At 58.2% G+C, this 18,367-nt stretch carries 16 protein-coding genes and 1 pseudogene; 6 read left to right on the top strand and 11 right to left on the bottom strand.

Annotation, left to right across the window (positions count from 1 at the left end):
- Positions 1 to 102 precede the first annotated feature (102 nt).
- From der to HBH25_RS13530, 3 genes are read left to right on the top strand one after another with little or no spacing between them, the layout of a single operon-like run.
- Positions 103 to 1,566: a ribosome biogenesis GTPase Der gene (der, locus tag HBH25_RS13540; RefSeq protein ID WP_168084442.1), complete on the top strand. Its 1,464-nt coding sequence runs from the start codon at positions 103 to 105 to the stop codon at positions 1,564 to 1,566.
- A gap of 52 nt (positions 1,567 to 1,618) precedes the next feature.
- A complete protein-coding gene (locus HBH25_RS13535) occupies positions 1,619 to 2,767 on the top strand; it encodes a pyridoxal phosphate-dependent aminotransferase (RefSeq protein ID WP_168084441.1) in 1,149 nt (382 codons plus the stop codon).
- Positions 2,755 to 3,564, top strand: coding sequence for an amidohydrolase (locus HBH25_RS13530; RefSeq protein ID WP_168084440.1), 810 nt, complete (start codon positions 2,755 to 2,757; stop codon positions 3,562 to 3,564). The genes HBH25_RS13535 and HBH25_RS13530 overlap by 13 nt, the downstream gene beginning before the upstream one ends.
- A 457-nt stretch (positions 3,565 to 4,021) precedes the next feature.
- Here the strand turns inward: HBH25_RS13530 and leuA are convergent, their stop codons facing one another.
- From leuA to xseA, 4 genes and pseudogenes are all read right to left on the bottom strand, one after another.
- Positions 4,022 to 5,692, bottom strand: a complete 1,671-nt coding sequence (leuA, locus tag HBH25_RS13525) for a 2-isopropylmalate synthase (protein ID WP_168084439.1) — start codon at positions 5,690 to 5,692, stop codon at positions 4,022 to 4,024.
- Between the two features lie 929 nt (positions 5,693 to 6,621).
- A pseudogene (locus tag HBH25_RS23340) lies at positions 6,622 to 6,810 on the bottom strand (RHS repeat-associated core domain-containing protein); the annotation flags it as partial.
- Between the two features lie 227 nt (positions 6,811 to 7,037).
- Entirely contained in the window at positions 7,038 to 7,865 is an 828-nt protein-coding gene (locus HBH25_RS13515; protein WP_168084438.1) for a peptidoglycan DD-metalloendopeptidase family protein, read from the bottom strand.
- Between the two features lie 2 nt (positions 7,866 to 7,867).
- Positions 7,868 to 9,247: an exodeoxyribonuclease VII large subunit gene (gene xseA, locus HBH25_RS13510; protein WP_168084437.1), complete on the bottom strand. Its 1,380-nt coding sequence runs from the start codon at positions 9,245 to 9,247 to the stop codon at positions 7,868 to 7,870.
- Between the two features lie 85 nt (positions 9,248 to 9,332).
- Here xseA and HBH25_RS13505 point away from each other — a divergent pair, with 85 nt between their 5' ends.
- The 3 genes from HBH25_RS13505 to guaA all read left to right on the top strand — a co-directional run bounded on the left by HBH25_RS13505 (position 9,333) and on the right by guaA (position 13,164).
- Positions 9,333 to 9,881: a sugar ABC transporter ATPase gene (locus HBH25_RS13505; RefSeq protein ID WP_168084436.1), complete on the top strand. Its 549-nt coding sequence runs from the start codon at positions 9,333 to 9,335 to the stop codon at positions 9,879 to 9,881.
- A gap of 78 nt (positions 9,882 to 9,959) precedes the next feature.
- Positions 9,960 to 11,429, top strand: a complete 1,470-nt coding sequence (gene guaB / locus HBH25_RS13500) for an IMP dehydrogenase (RefSeq protein WP_168084435.1) — start codon at positions 9,960 to 9,962, stop codon at positions 11,427 to 11,429.
- Between the two features lie 157 nt (positions 11,430 to 11,586).
- Positions 11,587 to 13,164: a glutamine-hydrolyzing GMP synthase gene (gene guaA, locus HBH25_RS13495; protein WP_168084434.1), complete on the top strand. Its 1,578-nt coding sequence runs from the start codon at positions 11,587 to 11,589 to the stop codon at positions 13,162 to 13,164.
- 180 nt (positions 13,165 to 13,344) lie between these two features.
- Here guaA and arsH read toward each other — a convergent pair whose 3' ends face one another.
- The 7 genes from arsH to HBH25_RS13460 form a co-directional block, all read right to left on the bottom strand.
- Complete coding sequence (gene arsH / locus HBH25_RS13490; protein WP_168084433.1) at positions 13,345 to 14,046, bottom strand: arsenical resistance protein ArsH; 702 nt, start codon at positions 14,044 to 14,046, stop codon at positions 13,345 to 13,347.
- Positions 14,047 to 14,058: 12 nt separating this feature from the next.
- On the bottom strand, positions 14,059 to 14,529 hold the full coding sequence (locus HBH25_RS13485; protein ID WP_168084432.1) for an arsenate reductase ArsC: 471 nt from the start codon (positions 14,527 to 14,529) through the stop codon (positions 14,059 to 14,061).
- 26 nt (positions 14,530 to 14,555) lie between these two features.
- Complete coding sequence (locus tag HBH25_RS13480; RefSeq protein WP_168084431.1) at positions 14,556 to 15,839, bottom strand: arsenic transporter; 1,284 nt, start codon at positions 15,837 to 15,839, stop codon at positions 14,556 to 14,558.
- 21 nt (positions 15,840 to 15,860) lie between these two features.
- Positions 15,861 to 16,208, bottom strand: coding sequence for a metalloregulator ArsR/SmtB family transcription factor (locus HBH25_RS13475; RefSeq protein WP_168084430.1), 348 nt, complete (start codon positions 16,206 to 16,208; stop codon positions 15,861 to 15,863).
- A gap of 679 nt (positions 16,209 to 16,887) precedes the next feature.
- Entirely contained in the window at positions 16,888 to 17,229 is a 342-nt protein-coding gene (locus HBH25_RS13470; RefSeq protein ID WP_229631904.1) for a hypothetical protein, read from the bottom strand.
- Positions 17,230 to 17,375: 146 nt separating this feature from the next.
- Positions 17,376 to 17,750 (bottom strand): hypothetical protein, encoded by a 375-nt coding sequence (locus HBH25_RS13465; protein ID WP_168084428.1) that lies wholly within the window; start codon positions 17,748 to 17,750, stop codon positions 17,376 to 17,378.
- Between the two features lie 247 nt (positions 17,751 to 17,997).
- Complete coding sequence (locus tag HBH25_RS13460) at positions 17,998 to 18,357, bottom strand: hypothetical protein (protein WP_229631905.1); 360 nt, start codon at positions 18,355 to 18,357, stop codon at positions 17,998 to 18,000.
- Between the last annotated feature and the right edge of the window lie 10 nt (positions 18,358 to 18,367).

Here is an 18,367-nt window from a genome sequence, read left to right as displayed (position 1 = left end):
GGGGCACGGTGCCCCAGGCCCGCGGGGTGATCCCGCATTCGTTGATGGCCGCTGCCCCCGCAGCGGCCTTTGCCTTTCTGAAATTGCAACGTGGAGAGCCGCATGGTTCCCGTAATCGCCCTGGTGGGCCGCCCTAACGTGGGCAAGTCCACCATGTTCAACCGCCTCACCAAAAGCCGCGACGCTATTGTGGGCGACCTCTCTGGCCTCACCCGCGATCGCCAGTACAGCGAGGCGGTCTGGCAGGGCCGTACCTACATCGTGATCGACACCGGTGGTATCACCGGCGACGAAGCGGGCATGGATGAAAAAATGGCCGAGCAATCCTTGCTGGCCATTGAAGAAGCCGACCTGGTGATGTTCATGGTGGATGCCCGCGCTGGTTTCACCGCGGCTGACCAGATGATTGCCGAGCACCTGCGCAAGCGGAACAAGCGTTCGCTGCTGGTGGCCAACAAGGTCGACAATATCGACCCCGAAATGGCCCGGGCGGAATTCGCGCCTTTGGGCATGGGTAACGCGATCCCTGTGGCCGCTTCCCAGGGCCGCGGCATGAACGCGCTGCTCGAAACCGCGCTAGGCGAGTACCCGCGCGACCCGGTGGACGACGAGTTCAATCAGGACGTGGCCGAAGGCGAGGAGCCGGTTCGTATACCCGGCCCAAGCGAAAAGGATGGCGTTAAGATCGCCATCATTGGCCGCCCCAACGTGGGCAAGTCCACCCTGGTCAACCGTATGCTGGGTGAAGAACGGGTTATCACCTACGATGAGCCCGGCACTACCCGTGACAGCATCTACATCCCGTTCGAGCGGGATGGGGACAAGTACACCTTCATCGACACGGCCGGTGTGCGCAAGCGCGGCAAGATCCATGAAGAGGTGGAGAAGTTCTCGGTCGTCAAAACCCTCCAGGCCATCAAGGACGCCAACGTGGTGATCTTCGTGATGGACGCTCGTGAAGGTGTGGTAGACCACGACCTGAACCTGCTGGGCTTTGCGTTGGAAGCCGGGCGTGCCATCGTGATTGCCCTGAACAAATGGGACGGTATGGAGCCGGGCGAACGCGAGTATGTGAAAACCGAGCTGCAACGGCGGTTGTTCTTCGTAGACTTCGCAGACATCCATTTCATTTCTGCCTTGCATGGCACGGGCGTCGGGAACCTGTATGGGTCGGTCCAGGCCGCGTTCAAGTCTGCCATCACGCGTTGGCCTACCAGCCGCCTTACGCAAATCCTGGAAGACGCCGTAGGCGATCACCAGCCGCCGATGGTCAATGGTCGCCGGATCAAGTTGCGATACGCCCACTTAGGTGGTGCGAACCCGCCGCTGATCGTGATCCACGGTAACCAGGTCGACAAGGTACCCAAGTCGTATACCCGCTTCCTGGAAAATACCTACCGCCGTGTGTTGAAGCTGGTGGGCACGCCCATTCGTATCGAATACAAGGGCGGCGAGAACCCGTACGAGGGCAACAAGAACACGCTCACTGACCGCCAGGTCAATAAGAAGCGGCGCTTGATGTCGCACCATAAGAAGGCTGAGAAGAAGCGCAAAGACAAACGCTGATGGGCTATCCTGCGCCTTCGCCCGCTCCACGGGCGCAGGCCAGGGGACCCAGATGATCGTCAGCAAACTGCCGAATGTCGGCACTACCATCTTCACCACCATGTCGCAGCTCGCCACACAAACCGGCGCGCTGAACCTCAGCCAGGGCTTCCCTGATTTCGATGGGCCGCTGGCGCTACGTGAGGCCGTGGCGCGGCATGTGATGGACGGGCACAACCAGTATTCCCCCATGACCGGCCTGCCGGCCTTGCGTGAGCAGGTGGCGGCCAAGATTGCCCGCACCTATGGCGCCTCGGTAAACCCTGACGCTGAAATCACCATTACCCCCGGCGCCACCGAGGCCATTTTCTGCGCGGTGCAGGCGGTGGTGCGGTCCGGTGATGAAGTGATCGTGTTTGACCCGGTGTATGACAGTTATGAACCCTCTGTGGAGCTGGCCGGTGGCCGGTGTATCCATGTGCAGTTCACCCCAGACACCTTCGCCATCGATTGGGACCGGCTAACGGCTGCGCTGAGCCCGCGTACCCGCCTGATTATGCTCAACAGCCCCCATAACCCCAGCGGTGCACTGGTCAGCCCCGAGGACCTGGACCGCCTTGCCGCATTGGTGGAGGCGCGAGGGTTGTACCTGATCAGTGATGAGGTCTACGAACACTTGGTGTACGACGGCGTGCGCCACGCCAGCGTACTGGCCCATCCAGGGTTGTACTCGCGTGCCTTTGTGGTCAGTTCCTTTGGCAAGACCTACCACGTGACAGGCTGGAAAACCGGTTATGTGGTCGCACCGCCAACGCTGACCGCCGAGTTGCGCAAGATCCATCAGTACGTCAACTTCTGTGGCGTGACCCCGCTGCAATGGGGGCTTGCAGACTACATGGCTGCCCACCCGGAACACGTGGATGAACTCCCCGCGTTTTACCAAGCCAAGCGTGACCTGTTCTGCGACCTGCTAGACCGTTCGCGTTTTACCTTCACCCGCACACCGGGCACTTATTTCCAGGTCGTGGATTACAGCGCTATTCGGCCAGACCTGAATGATGTGGACATGGCCTTGTGGCTCACCCGCGAGCATGGCGTGGCGACTATCCCAATTTCAGTGTTTTACCAAGTACCTGTAGAAGGGCAGCGGCTAGTGCGCCTGTGCTTTGCCAAGCAAGAAGCGACCTTGCGGGCAGCTGCGGAGAAACTATGCGCGATCTGAATGAGTTGCCCGACCTGAAGCTGGCCTTGGTACAAAGTAACCTGGCCTGGCACGACCGTGAAGCGAACCTGATGCGCTTTGCAACGCTGCTGCAGCAGGCAAAGGGCGCAGACTTGGTGATATTGCCGGAGATGTTCACCACCGGTTTTTCAATGGCGTCAGCCACCCTGGCTGAACCCGAGCAAGGGCCGACTCAGGCTTGGTTATGCGAGCAGGCCGCGCAGCTGAATGCAGTGGTCACGGGCAGCCTGATTGTCCAGGCCCAGGACGGTACGTATCGGAACCGCCTGTTATGGGCGCGGCCAGACGGTACTGTGCTGTATTACGACAAGCGCCACCTGTTTCGCATGGCAGGCGAGCACGAGTACTACGCAGCAGGTGAGCGCCAGGTACGGCTAGAGCTGAAAGGATGGCGTATTCGCCCATTGATCTGCTACGACCTTCGGTTTCCCGTGTGGAGCCGTGATGCCGAGAACACAGACCTGCTGCTGTACACCGCTAACTGGCCGGGTGCCCGTCGCCAGCATTGGAACCGCTTGCTACCGGCCCGCGCCATCGAAAACCTGTGCTATGTGGCTGCAGTCAACCGGGTGGGCTTGGATGGGAAGGGCCATACCTACAGTGGCGACAGCCAAGCACTGGATTTTCAGGGTGAAACGCTGCTCAACGCGGGCGATGCCGAAGGTGTGTTTCACGTGAGCCTAAGCAGCGCTAACCTGGCGGCCTACCGTACCCGCTTCCCTGCTCATTTGGATGCGGATGGGTTTGAGCTCGCTTTGGGCCGCTTACCTATGTAGGAGACTGCGCAGCGGGCGAAATGAATGTTCGCAGGCTGGCGCCTACTCCCACAAGGCCAATGCCGTGGGTGTGTCCAGGGCAGCGGCCTGTGTGGGAGCCTGCGCAGCGGGCGAAATGAATGTTCGCAGGCTAGCGCCTACTCCCACTAGTCCAATGCCGTGGGTGTGTCCAGGGCAGAGGCCTGTGTGGGAGCCTGCGCAGCGGGCGAAATGGATGTTCGCAGGCTGGCACCTATTCCCACGAAGCCACTGCCGTGGGTGTGTTCATGGCAGAGGCCTGTGTGAGAACCTGCGCAGCGGGCGAAATGAATGTTCGCAGGCTGGCGCCTACTCCCACAAGGCCAATGCCGTGGGTGTGTCCAGGGCAGCGGCCGGTGTGGGAGCCTGCGCAGCGGGCGAAATGAATGTTCGCAGGCTAGCGCCTACTCCTACGAGGCCAATGCCGTGGGTGTGTTGCTTATGCTGCCTGTGCCGCCCGCTGGCTTAGCGAACGGTTCAAGGCGCTGAACAACGCCTTGAAACTGGCCGTAGTGATGTTTTCGTCTATCCCTATGCCATGCACCGGCCGTTCACCGGCCACGCGCAGCTCGATGTAGGCCGCCGCCTTGGCATTGGTGCCGGAACTGATGGCGTGCTCGTTGTAGTCCATGATTTCCACAGCCACGGGCAGGCAGCCCACCAAGGCTTCCAGCGCGCCGTTGCCTTTGCCTTTCCAGTGCAGGGTTTCACCGTCGCTGCTGATTTCCACGAACACCTGGCTGTTACCGTTCTCCTCGGTTAACCGGTGGCTCACCAGCGCGTAGGGGAGGTTGGCCTGCAGGTATTCCTTCTGCAACAGCTTGTAAATTTGCTCGGCCGTCATTTCCAGGCCCAGGCGGTCGGTTTCGCCCTGTACCACCTGGCTGAACTCGATCTGCATGCGGCGTGGCAGGCTGATGCCGTATTCCTGTTCCAGCAGGTAGGTGATCCCACCCTTGCCCGACTGGCTATTCACGCGAATAACCGCTTCGTAGCTGCGGCCAATATCGGCAGGGTCGATTGGCAGGTACGGTACTTCCCATACAGCGCCTTCCTGCTGCTGGGTAAGGCCTTTACGGATAGCGTCTTGGTGGGAACCGGAGAATGCAGTGTGTACCAGGTCGCCCACGTAGGGGTGGCGCGGGTGAACAGGCAATTGATTGCATTCTTCGACCACCTTGCGCACGCCATCGATGTCCGAAAAGTCAAGTTGGGGGTTGATGCCCTGGGTATAGAGGTTCAGGCCTAAGGTAACCAAGTCCACGTTGCCGGTACGTTCGCCATTGCCAAACAGGCAGCCTTCGACGCGGTCGGCACCCGCCATAAGGCCCAGCTCAGTCGCTGCCACGCCGGTGCCGCGGTCATTGTGGGTATGCAGGCTGATTAGCACGCTATCCCGACGGTTTACGTTGCGGCAGAACCACTCGATCTGGTCGGCGTACACGTTGGGTGTGGACACTTCCACCGTGGCGGGCAGGTTAAGGATAATTTTGTGCTCAGGCGTTGGGTTCCAGACCTCGATCACCGCATCACACACTTCCTTGGCGAATTCCAGCTCGGTGGCACTGAAAGTTTCTGGTGAATACTGGAAGGTCCACTGAGTGTCCGGTTGCTGGGCGGCGTATTTCACGAACAGCTTTGCCGCGCTGACAGCGATTTCCTTCACACCGGCCTTGTCCTGGTTGAACACAATGCGGCGGAAAGAAGGGCAGGTGGCGTTGTACAGGTGCACGATGGCTTTCTTGGCACCACGCAGGGATTCGAACGTACGCGCGATCAGGTCTTCACGGGCCTGGGTCAGCACTTGAATGGTGGTGTCCTCGGGCACGTGGCCATCTTCGATCAGGGTACGGATGAAGTCGAAATCAGTCTGCGATGCCGATGGGAAGGCCGCTTCGATTTCTTTTACGCCGACCTTGACCAGGGTTTTCCAGAACCGCAGCTTTTTCTCGGCGTCCATGGGTTCGATCAGCGACTGGTTGCCGTCCCGCAGGTCCGAGCTGCACCAGATGGGCGCTTCGGTGATGGCCTTTGAAGGCCAGGTACGGTCGGGCAGGTCGATAATAGGGAACGCGCGGTATTTGCTGGACGGGTCTTTGAGCATGGTCATGGGGCTAATCCTTTTGCGGCAGCGGCAATAGGCCTGCTTGGCTTCTGAATACAGTCGTTTAAAGAGTCAAGGCGCAGCGATTCAGCCCGGCAGTCGGAAGCTGACCAGGTTCAAGGTCAGGTGCTGGCGCAGCAGAATATGGGTGCATGGGTTATTCATGGCTAGAACCCTAACCATTGCAGGGGAATATCGCAAGCGGCCGAAAAAGATTGGTATAAAAACGCTGATCAGGCCGCTGGAAGCAAAAAAACTTTGTCGATCTCTAAAAAATTGGCATTTTCTGCGCCTGACTCAGCGCGCTTTGGTCCGTATTGTATTGTCATGCCGCTGCCAAGAAGGAGAGCTGGCTTGAGATCAATTGGCTCGCACATGCTTTTGGCATAGCAACAGCGTTGAGATCAGCGGAGCGACGGTAACTGATTGAACCAGAACTTCGGTTGACGCGTGTGGTGCTGAACAGTAGAAATCATGCGTCGGTGTGATCGCGTTAGCATGACTGCATAGCCCAGCCTTCCCTCGTTGGTTTGGGTAATCGGGAACTCCTGTTTAAGAACATTGTGCATTATTTCTAAGCGGTTCAAAGCGCTAGCCTGATTTTGGAAGCCAGTATCTTTCCCGAGCAAATACTCCTTCGTGTCATGAGGTATCCCCGCAGTCCTGTATCCCCACGAATGCAATAGCACCTCACTGGGTACATCACCGTCGGTGAGTCGAGACAAGACAAAAGTTTCGGCAAGGGCGGGCGCATGCCGTGCGTATTGCCCTGCACGCATAGCAGATGCTCGCTCCACACCTAGTGCAGCTTTCCATGAGCGGGAGGCAGAGCTCAGCGCAAGTGTGCTCGAAGGGTCCAGATGCACGGCGATGTCGCGGGCCGCTTCAATGACCTCGTCCAATGAGCGTGTTATAGCCTTTAAAGGAAGTACCATATGCCCAGTGGGATCAGTCGCGTTAACGGGATCGCCCAAGCAAAAGGCGTAAGCGTTTAATCCGCCTTTTCCAAAGGGGCTCAGGCTGTCAGGGGACGCAAAGCGCATAAGCGTTGGCTGATACAGGCGGTACCCATTGCCCATCAGGTATCGAGAACCTGATTCACGCCATTCACCATGCAGGCCTGGACCGCTTGGGCCAATGGACATAAAACCCCAGGGGGTCAAACGGTGCCGATAACGTTCATGAGGCGAGGGAATAGTGCTGCTTAGGGTATTGGCTGAGTCGGTAAGCATTAGCATGGGGTGGCCTATGAGTAGCTTTTCTCTAAGCATACAGGCATGTAAGTTTCCGGTACTCCTGGCAAACCGTCAGGTTCAAAGGCCTGATCTGCTTAATCTGGACCAGTTCGTTTTCAAGGCATACCAATAAAGATCGCAGGATCAACCCGCGCATCATTCAAGCTGATATTCCAATGCATGTGGGGCCCGGTTGCCCTGCCGGTACTCCCTACGCGCCCCACCACCGCGCCCCGCGCAAGCACCTGGCCCAGGCTGACATCGATCTTGGACATATGGCAGAACATGCTTATAAAGCCCTGGCCATGGTCGACAAACACGGTATTGCCATTGAAGAAGTAGTTGCCTACCAAGATGACCTTGCCTGCAGCGGGCGCCTTGATGGGCGTGCCGGCTGGTACAGCGAAGTCCAGGCCTGCGTGAGGGTTGCGTTCTTCGCCATTGAAGAAACGGCGTACGCCAAAGCGACTCGACAGTGGGCCATTTACAGGCTTGTCCAACAGCAGGTTACTGGGTGTCGCTGGGCTGAAGCTGGCATAGGCCCGGTTCTGCTCGGCCAGTTCCTTGTCGATACGGGTGAGGTCTTGAGGTTCGGGGTTCACCTGCCGTTTGTTTTTCAGCGTGATCCGTTGTTCGGGGTAGGTTTTGCTGCCGACCGTGAAGGGCACATTACGCACATTACCGGCCTGCCGAACCTGGAGCGCTAGTGGGCCGGCCGGGGTTTTCAAAGGGATACCAACAACGGCTCGCCAGGTGTCCTGCTCTTTCACCACGAGCACCGGTTTACCTGCCAGCGACGCCTGTGGCGTAACACCCTCAGTGCCAAGGTCCACCACCGCGACGCCTCCGGGCACCGGGTGATTCAACTGGCGCGTCAGGTAGCTGTCCGCCCAGGCGGGCAGGGCGCTAAAGGCAAGTACCGCAACACACAGCAGTCGGCGCATGGTCAATCCAGAAGGGAAAGGGTGACCGGGGCCACGTGGTTGTCTTCTACCCGTACGCTCAGTTCGCCTTCACCTAAACGAGCGGTCAGGCGTTGGCCGGGTGTGGTTTGCTCGGCCCGGCGCACAGCGTGGCCCTGGCTGTCCAGCAGAATGCTATAGCCCCGCCCCAAGGTGGCAAGGGGGCTGACGATGTTCAGGGCCTGGGCCTGGGCCTGCAAGCGAAGGCGCTCGGCCCGCAAGCGTTCCTGCATCACCTTGGGTAGGCGCTGGCGCAGCTGTTCCAGCCGTTGCGCCAGCAGGGCCAAGGTACGCCCTGGGTGTTGGGCCGCCAGCCGTGCATCCAGGTGCACCACCCGTTGCTGCCGATGCTGCTGGGCGGCTGCGAAAGCGCGACGCAAGCGCATGTCCAGGTCGTCCAGCCGTTGTGCTTGCTGGCGCAGTTTTTCCCCAGGGTGGCGCAGGCGCCGGGCCAGCCCGTCCAGCCGTAGCCGGTCATGGGCCAGCCGGTGCTGCATGCGCAACAGCAGGCGGCGCTGAAGGCTGGCGACTTGGCGTTGCAGGTCGTTGCTGTCCGGGGCCAGCAGCTCGGCCGCGGCCGTTGGGGTGGGAGCCCGCACGTCGGCCACGAAGTCGCTGATCGACACATCCGTTTCATGGCCAATGGCACTGACCACGGGCGTTACGCACGCATCCACGGCGCGCGCTACTGCCTCCTCGTTGAAGCACCACAGGTCCTCCAGCGACCCCCCGCCACGGGCCAGGATGATTGCATCGAAGCCATGGCGGTCTGCCAGGCCCAGGGCACGTACGATCTGCGCGATGGCCTCGCGGCCCTGCACTGGCGTGGGAATCACGGTCAGCTCCACCTGGGGCGCACGGCGGCGGAACACGCTGATGATGTCGCGGATCACTGCACCACTGGGCGAAGTGACAATGCCGATGCGCCGAGGGTGCGCGGGCAAGGGTTGCTTGCGTTCGGCGCTGAACAGGCCTTCGGCAGTCAGTTTGTCCTTCAGTGCTTCGAAAGCCAGCCGCAGCGCCCCATCTCCGGCAGGCTCGACCGTATCGAGAATCAACTGGTAGTCGCCGCGCCCTTCGAACAAGGACACCTTGCCGCGGACTTTTACCGCCAGCCCGTCACGCAAGGCCGCACGCACGCGTGCCGCATTCTGACGGAAGAGGGCGCAGCGCACCTGGGCGCCGGCATCCTTCAGGGTGAAGTACACGTGCCCGGAGGCCGGTCGGGCGAGGTTGGAGAGCTCGCCCTCCACCCACACATTGCTGAACACGTCTTCGAGCAGCACCCGGGCACGCCCGTTGAGCTGGGAGACTGTAAGGACCTGGCGATCCAGGCCGAGCCTGGCAAAGGGATCGTTATTCATGGGCCGATAATAAAGGCAACCCGGTCGGCTGTCGCGGCCACTGATGGTAGAATTGCCCACCGTTTCAACGTTGCATGGCGTTTACATGGCTTCTCAAAGCATTCTGGTTCCACAACTGTCCTCCGTACCCGGCAACGAAGGCGCCGCCAGCCTTATGTTGCGCTGGCTGGTTCACAAGAACGTGGTAGACGGCCAGGCCACCACCTGCTGCCGCGGCGGCAACGGCATGGGCTATGCCATCGCCGAGGGCGCGCGCCGTGTGGTGCGTTATCCTGAGCGGCTGCCCTTTGGCGAGAAATTCAACGGCCTGCGCATCGTCACCAAGCGCTGCATCTATACCCCGCAGCAAGGCTTTCTTGAGGAAGCAGGCTGCCCCAAATGCCAGCGCGAAGTGGGCGAGCCGCTGTTCGAGAGCCTGGACGAGTGGTACCCCGGCCTGACCGACAACTTCATGTGCCCGCTGTGTGGCTTTGAAGACGACATCAATGGTTTCCTGTTCTTGCAACCCTGTGGGTTTTCCAACCTGGGGTTCATTTTCGAGGGCTGGAGCGAAGCCCGGTTTACCGACGCCTTCGTGAAGGATTTCGCCACGCGCCTGGATTGGCCGGTGCGCGTAGTGGACGTGCAATTGTAAATCGCCTGTCCATTGAGCCGCAGGGCATAAACGGGTATGATGGCGCGCTTCCATTTTTCCCGCCCGGGAGCCCCCGCGATGCTGCGTATCAGCCAAGAAGCCCTGACTTTCGATGACATCCTATTGGTCCCCGGTTATTCCGAGGTCCTGCCCAATGAAGTCAGCCTCAAGACCCGTTTGACCCGTGGCATCGAACTGAATATTCCCCTGGTGTCCGCCGCCATGGATACCGTGACCGAAGCCCGTCTGGCCATTGCCATGGCACAGGAAGGCGGCATCGGTATCATTCACAAGAACATGACCGTCGAACAGCAGGCCGCGGAAGTCCGCAAGGTCAAGAAGTTCGAGGCCGGCGTGGTGAAGGACCCGATCACCATCGAGGCCGACGCCAGCGTTCGCGACCTGTTCGAGCTGACCCGCCTGCACAACATCTCGGGTGTGCCCGTGCTGCATGACGGCGACCTGGTCGGCATCGTCACCTCCCGCGACGTGCGCTTCGAGAACCGCCTGGACATCCCTGTACGTGACGTGATGACCCCACGTGACCGCCTGGTGACCGTGCGCGAAGGCGCCACCAAGGAAGAAGTTCGCCACCTGCTGCATACGCACCGGTTGGAAAAAGTGCTGATCGTGGACGCCGACTTCCAGCTCAAGGGCATGATGACCGTCAAGGACATCGAGAAGGCCAAAGCCTATCCCCTGGCCAGCAAAGACGACCAGGGCCGCCTGCGCGTAGGCGCAGCCGTGGGCACTGGCAAGGACACTGGCGAGCGGGTTGCGGCGCTGGTTGCTGCAGGCGTGGACGTGGTGGTTGTAGATACGGCGCACGGCCACTCCAAAGGCGTGATCGACCGTGTTCGCTGGGTGAAGCAGACCTTCCCACAGGTTCAGGTGATCGGCGGCAACATCGCCACTGGCGCAGCGGCACTGGCGCTGGTGGAAGCCGGCGCAGACGGCGTTAAGGTGGGCATCGGCCCAGGCTCCATCTGCACCACCCGTATCGTGGCTGGCGTGGGCGTGCCGCAGATCAGCGCCGTGGCCAATGTGGCCGAGGCCCTGAAGGGCACGGACGTACCTTTGATCGCCGACGGTGGCATCCGCTTCTCCGGTGACCTCTCCAAGGCCGTGGTGGCCGGTGCCTACTGCGTGATGATGGGTTCCATGTTCGCCGGTACCGAAGAAGCACCGGGTGAAATCGAGCTGTTCCAGGGCCGTTCCTACAAGGCCTACCGTGGCATGGGCTCGCTGGGCGCCATGGCACAAGCCCAAGGCTCTTCGGACCGCTATTTCCAGGACTCCTCCGCTGGTGCAGAGAAGCTGGTGCCCGAGGGCATCGAAGGGCGCGTACCGTACAAGGGCGCACTGTCAGCCATCATCCATCAACTGATGGGGGGGCTGCGGTCCTCCATGGGCTACACCGGCAGCGCCAACATCCACGAGATGCGCACTGTGCCCGAGTTCGTGCGCATCACCGGTGCCGGCATGGCCGAGTCCCACGTGCATGACGTGCAGATCACCAAGGAAGCGCCGAACTACAGGGTCGGCTAACCGGTCGGCTTGCGCCGACAGCTTCCAGCTATAAGCTTCAAGCGGCAAGCTTGAGGCAAAACGCAGCCGCCGCGTTTCATACCGCAGCGGCTGTGTCGCTCCTAACAACTTGCGGCTTGCAGCTTATGGCTTGCAGCTGCCCTCCAAGGTTCTCCCCATGGCCCTCGATATTCACGCCCACCGTATCCTGATCCTCGACTTCGGTTCGCAGTACACCCAACTGATCGCTCGCCGTGTGCGGGAAATCGGTGTGTATTGCGAACTGCATCCGTTCGACATGAGCGATGAAGCGATTCGCGAATTTGCCCCGCGTGGGATCATCCTGGCCGGCGGCCCGGAATCCGTGCACATGGCCGATAGCCCGCGTGCGCCGAAGGCAGTGTTCGACCTGGGTGTGCCACTGTTCGGGATCTGCTATGGCATGCAAACCATGGCCGAGCAACTGGGCGGGCGGGTAGAGGGCTCCAACCTGCGTGAGTTCGGTTACGCCCGTGTGGATGTGGTCGGCAAGAGCCGCCTGCTGGACGGTATCGAAGACCATATCGACGCAGACGGCGTGCTGGGCCTGGACGTGTGGATGAGCCACGGCGACAAGGTCACCGAAATCCCGTCCAGCTTCCACGTGCTGGCCAGCACCCCTAGCTGCCCCATCGCCGGTATGGCCGACGATACCCGCGGCTACTACGGCGTGCAGTTCCACCCGGAAGTGACTCACACCAAGCAAGGTGGTCGCATCCTGTCCCGCTTCATCCTGGACATTTGCGGCTGTGAAGCCCTGTGGACGCCGTCGCGCATTGCCGACGACGCCATCGAGCAGGTACGCGCCCAGGTAGGCGACGCCAACGTATTGCTGGGCTTGTCTGGCGGCGTGGATTCGTCCGTGGTAGCTGCCCTGCTGCACAAAGCCATCGGTGACCAGCTCACTTGTGTATTCGTGGACAACGGCCTGCTGCGCCTGCATGAGGGCGAGCAGGTAATGGCCATGTTCGCCGAGAACATGGGCGTGAAAGTGATCCGTGCCAACGCCGAGGCCCAGTTCCTGGACAACCTGGCTGGCGAAGCGGACCCAGAGAAAAAGCGCAAGATCATTGGCCGTACCTTTATCGACGTGTTCGATGCCCAGGCCAGCCAGTTGCACAACATCCAGTTCCTCGCCCAAGGCACTATCTACCCGGACGTGATCGAGTCCGCTGGCGCCAAAAGCGGCAAGGCACATGTGATCAAGTCCCACCACAACGTGGGCGGCCTGCCGGAGGAAATGAACCTCAAGCTGGTCGAGCCGCTGCGTGAGCTGTTCAAGGACGAAGTACGCCGCTTGGGCCTGGAGCTGGGCCTGCCCTACGACATGGTCTACCGCCACCCCTTCCCAGGCCCAGGCCTGGGCGTGCGTATCCTCGGCGAAGTGAAGAAGGAATACGCGGACCTGCTGCGCCAGGCCGACCACATCTTCATCGAAGAACTGCGCAACGCCGACTGGTACCACAAAGTCAGCCAGGCCTTCGTGGTGTTCCAGCCGGTCAAGTCCGTGGGCGTGGTCGGCGATGGCCGTCGCTATGCCTGGGTGGTGGCACTGCGTGCCGTCGAAACCATCGACTTCATGACCGCCCGCTGGGCCCACCTGCCGTATGAGCTGCTGGAAAAGGTAAGCGGCCGTATCATCAACGAGATCGAAGGTATTTCGCGGGTGACCTACGACGTGTCGAGCAAGCCGCCGGCGACGATTGAGTGGGAGTGATGGGGCGTCCGGCATTGTCCGGCACGATCTAGCAAAAAATGCCCTGGAGCCCGCGTAATTGCGGGCTTTTGGCTTTTTGGATCTGGCAAGTTCAGGTAGCGTTCTGCATAGCCAACCAGGCGCCTGGATCGCCGCAGCGTCCTCGGGGGGGCCTCTCTGACTTCAATGCACATGCCTGCCTCAGGTTGAGCGCTGATTTACGCGAACGGAAAGCTGCTCGGCGCTTTCTTTGCGTTCGGAATAACGATCCACTAGAAATTGCTGGCGATCGCGTAACAACAGGGTGAACTTCACCAGTTCTTCCATGACGTCCACTACGCGATCATAGTACGCCGATGGCTTCATGCGGCCTGCGTCATCGAACTCCTGATAGGCCTTCGGGACCGACGACTGGTTGGGGATGGTGAACATGCGCATCCAGCGGCCCAGCACTCGCAGCTGGTTGACTACGTTGAACGACTGCGAGCCGCCGCAGACCTGCATCACCGCCAGTGTCTTGCCTTGGGTGGGGCGCACGGCGCCAATCGCCAGGGGAACCCAGTCGATCTGCGCCTTGAACACGGCAGACATTGCGCCGTGACGCTCCGGCGAGCACCAGACCTGGCCTTCCGACCACTGCACCAGCTCACGCAACGCCTGCACTTTGGGATGCTCCACCGGCACGTCGTCAGGTAGTGGCAGGCCAGAAGGGTTGAATATGCGCGTCTCGGCGCCGAAGTGCTCCAGCAGGCGCGCGGCTTCTTCCACCAGCAGGCGGCTGAAGGAGCGCTCGCGGGTCGATCCGTATAGCAAAAGGATGCGCGGCTTGTGCTCGCTGGCAGAAGTTGCCGTTATCGGCAGGTCGAACAGCGAGAGATCGAGATTAGGCAGTTGGTCGGACATGTTTCCTCCTGCTCAAAGAGCGCCGATGCGATCCAGCTCGCGTTTGAGTTTGTCACGGTCAAGGGTGTCGAAAGGAAGAGCGAAGAACGCCCGGCAGCGTAACTCGATGCGGGCCAGCGTGGCGTGGAATGCGGCGTTCACCGACGCTTCGTCAGCCGCGACGTCGGACGGATCCTCTAGCCCCCAGTGCGATTTCAATGCAGGGCCGAAATACACCGGGCAAGCTTCTCCGGCAGCCTTGTCGCAAACGGTAATGACGATGTCCGGCGGGCAACCCTCGAACGCGTCATTGCCCTTGCTGCTTAGCCCATCGGTCGAAATGCCGACATGCTGCAAGGTGGTCAGGCTGCGAGGCAGCACTTGGCCCTTTGGAAAACTGCCGGAACTGACTGCTTCAAATCCGTGAGGCGCCAAGTGATTGAACATGGCCTCGGAAAGAATACTGCGGCAGCTGTTGGCCGTGCACATGAACAGGATTCGCATAGGGGCCCTCCACTTCGTGGCGGATATCAGAGGCTTAGGCGCAATGCCAGGGCCGAAAGGGTGATCAACAGAACCGGCAGCGTCAGCAGGATACCGACCTTGAAGTAGTAACCCCAGGCGATGCGTATGCTCTTGCGCTCCAGTACGTGCAGCCAGAGCAGCGTGGCGAGGCTACCGATGGGGGTGATTTTCGGGCCGAGGTCGCAGCCAATGACGTTGGCGTAGATCATCGCCTCACGCACCAATCCTTGTGCCTCGCTGGCCTGAATCGACAGGGCACCTATCAGCACGCTGGGCATGTTGTTCATGACAGAAGACAGCAATGCAGCAATCAACCCCGTGCCTATGGCGGCACTCCACAGCCCTTGCTGAGCGAGGCGATCGAGCAGGTGGGTAAGCATATTGGTGAGGCCGGCATTCTTTAGTCCGTAGACCACCAGGTACATGCCGAGAGAGAAGACCACCACCTGCCAGGGCGCCTGGCGCAGCACTTGACGCGTTGAGATGCGATGCCCGCGAGCGGCGACGGCAAGGAGGACCGCCGCACAGGCTGCGGCTACCGCACTGATCGGGATACCCAGTGGCTCCAGGGCGAACAGGCCGACCAGCAACACCACCAGTACCCAGCCGCCGACGTTGAACGTAGCGCGGTCATGAATGGCCTCGCTTGGCGACTTCAAGGCCGAAACCCTGTACTGCTTCGGGATGTCACGGCGGAAAAACAGGAACAACACCAGCAAGGTTGCGGCCACGCTGGCGAAATTCACCGGCACCATCACCGAGGCATATTCTCTGAAGCCGAGCCTGAAGTAGTCTGCCGAGACGATGTTCACCAAGTTGGAGACTACCAACGGCAGGCTTGCCGTGTCGGCGATGAAGCCGGCCGCCATGACGAAGGCCAGCGTTGTGGCGGGAGAAAACCGCAGTGCCAGAAGCATCGACATGACGATGGGCGTGAGGATCAGTGCAGCACCATCATTGGCGAACAGCGCAGCCACGGCAGCACCGAGCAGTATGCTGAAGGCGAACAAGCGGTAACCGCTGCCGTTTGCCCACCGCGCTACATGCAGCGCGGCCCACTCGAAAAAACCGGCCTCGTCCAGCAGCAGGCTGATGATAATGACAGCGATGAAGGTGGCGGTGGCGTTCCAGACAATGGCCCACACGGTCGGTATGTCATGCAGCGAAACGGCACCCGTGGCCAGGGCTATGATGGCCCCAAGCGTGGCGCTCCAGCCTACACCAAGCCCCTTTGGCTGCCAGATGACCAGGATGAGGGTGAAAACAAAAACGGCAATTGCGACCAGCATGCAGGCCTCGCTCGGTATTAGTTAGCAGCAGGCAGCATCACGAACGGGGCGGCCGTCCATGTTCTGCAGCCGAAGCGAGTTGTCTGCCAACCACTGTGAATTGGCCTGCAAGGTCACCTGTAGCATTTCGTGCACCCAGGCGGGAAGCTCAGGGTTAAGGCGGTAGTACACCCACTGACCCTGTCGACGATCCAACAACATGCCGTTGCTGCGCAGCTGCGCAAGGTGGCGGCTTATCTTGGGTTGGCTGTCGTTCAACGCGCACATCAGTTCGCACACACAGAGTTCACCGAGGCTGGCGACCAGCAGGGTAGCGCGAGCGCGGGTCTCGTCGGCTAGGCTCTTGAATACATCGGGCGGGGTCATCATGGTGGCATCAATACATATGAAAAGCCGAATATACGGACATCCATATGTTTATGGCAAGTACAGGGTGACAGAGGGGGCAGAAGATGGAAGGCATTCAGGCGAAGCACTGCCCGCCTACCAAAGTGGTAAGCGTGTTCGCATTTTGCTAATGCGCAAGAACCTGCATCATGGATAGGTGTTGAAAGATGTCCGAAACGTGCCTGGCCAAGTGCATCACGCTATGCACGGGGTCAGTAGCGTGCGGTTCAACATGGCAATGACGCAGACCCTGCAGCGTTCATGAATCCAGTATTAGGCTGAAAGTTCGGTATTGCACTCAGTTGTCACTGCCACCCCTGTTTACTTTTCGATGGAATAATCTAATGCAAAAGAATGAGATTATGATAAAGCATGCTGCCAAAATAAGCTTGGCCATGAAAATGCTAAGATCAAATAAATAATCAACGACAAGCAGTATCCAGACTGAATGAAAAGCAGCACATGCAATCGCAAAAAAATAAACACTTGCGGGTGAAAAAAATCCGCCTTGTTTTGTGGTTTTCCACTATTTTGCATTCCTTCTACTGTGATGGCGTCGGCAGCTCTGTCTAGGACCAATGCAGGTGCTGACGTGTTTCCACGTGCGCGAATCCTGTCATTGTGTTTTCATATTTATTAGGCCGCTCGATTCAGCCCATTTTTATCGATAGCCTAACCAGCCAAAGTATTTGGCGAGAAGAGATATTCTCTTTCTATCGACATGATAGTCAATCAAGCCAAAGATGGCGGTGAAAAAGATATGTTCATCAACGTCAAATCTTTCATGGATAAAGCAAAGGTCATACCAGAATAGTATCTTATCGACTGAAAAGTTTCCGGACTTCTGTAAGCTTATGTAAGAAGCTACGTCTTTTCTCAATGAAAGGGCAGAAAGATAAGATTTCTCTGCCATCCATTTTTCGATTATCGTTCCGATCGGGAGTTGGCCAACTCTCTGGTCATCTGGAAGATAGTCAAGTATGCCATCAGCTAAATGTTTCATGAAGTCTATCAGCTCCATATATCCACGCATGATTAGAATTCGAAGTTTTGGATAATTAGGGTGGCATGCGCGATGTATGGTCTAAAAATATAAAATTGATTTTTTTGGATGAATAATTTTGCGAAATTTTACTTTTTTCCAGTTTCTTAATTATTAACTTTTTTTACTGCATTTGATAGAAAGCTACGTAAGCGATTCTTGGATTCCAGATCAAGCAGACTTATGACACGGATAAAAAAGGTATGAAGGGCTCCCTCAAAATAGTCTTCAACAAAAGATGTGTCCTGCCCGAAAGGGGGGTAGGCATATTCCAGGCCGTCGGGTGTCATATGGCTTTTTATATAGATTTTTATCTGTCGTTTTAAGAAAAAAACATTTAGTAAGTTACGCTCGTCTATATATTTTTTGACTATGTCTTCTAAGTTGATAGGTGTGAGATCTATTTTTTCCTCTTCAGGTAGGAACTCCCCTACGGCATCGCCGACATCGTAAATGAAGTCATTTATAAGTCCGTATTTCATAATTATTGCTCTACGCTGAAGGGGAAGGTGTTACTAAATAATAAAGCATGTGATTGTACAGGTCATCGTTTTGCACGCGGTTAGTAGTGTGAGGTTGTTAAGTTCTGAATGTTTGATAAAACATGCCGACACCGTACCTGAAAACGAGGTGCTGCACTTAATTTTTGCTGTCGCCCTTTCTATAAATTGGCGCCTAATCCATTTTCTTACGATAAGGTCTTGCTCGCTGGCTGACCTGCGCCAGAACTTATTTGTAGCCTAGCCAGCCAATATATTTTAAGAGAAAAGACTTTTTCTTTTTTTTAATGTGAGTTTCAATTAAGCCGAGTATGCCAGTGAGAAAAATATGTTCTTCAACCCCGAATCGCTCAGGGATGAAGCATAAGTCGAAGTCCGCAAAGATCTCATCTACAGAGTAATTGCCAGATTCGTAAAGCTGGGCATAGCTGATAATGTCTTTTTTCAGCGAAAGTGCCTGCAGATATGATTTTTTCTTCATCCAGCGCTCAAGTATTTCCTCAGTTGTTAGGATTTCCAATCTCTGCTCTTCAGGCAAGTGATCAAGAATCCCATCGCCCAAGTCCCGCATAAAATCAATTAATTCCATATACCCACGC

Source organism: Pseudomonas quercus (assembly GCF_012033695.1).
Lineage (GTDB): Bacteria > Pseudomonadota > Gammaproteobacteria > Pseudomonadales > Pseudomonadaceae > Aquipseudomonas > Aquipseudomonas quercus.
The sequence above is the reverse complement of the archived record's forward strand: the minus strand, read 5'-3'. Positions and strand labels throughout refer to the sequence as shown.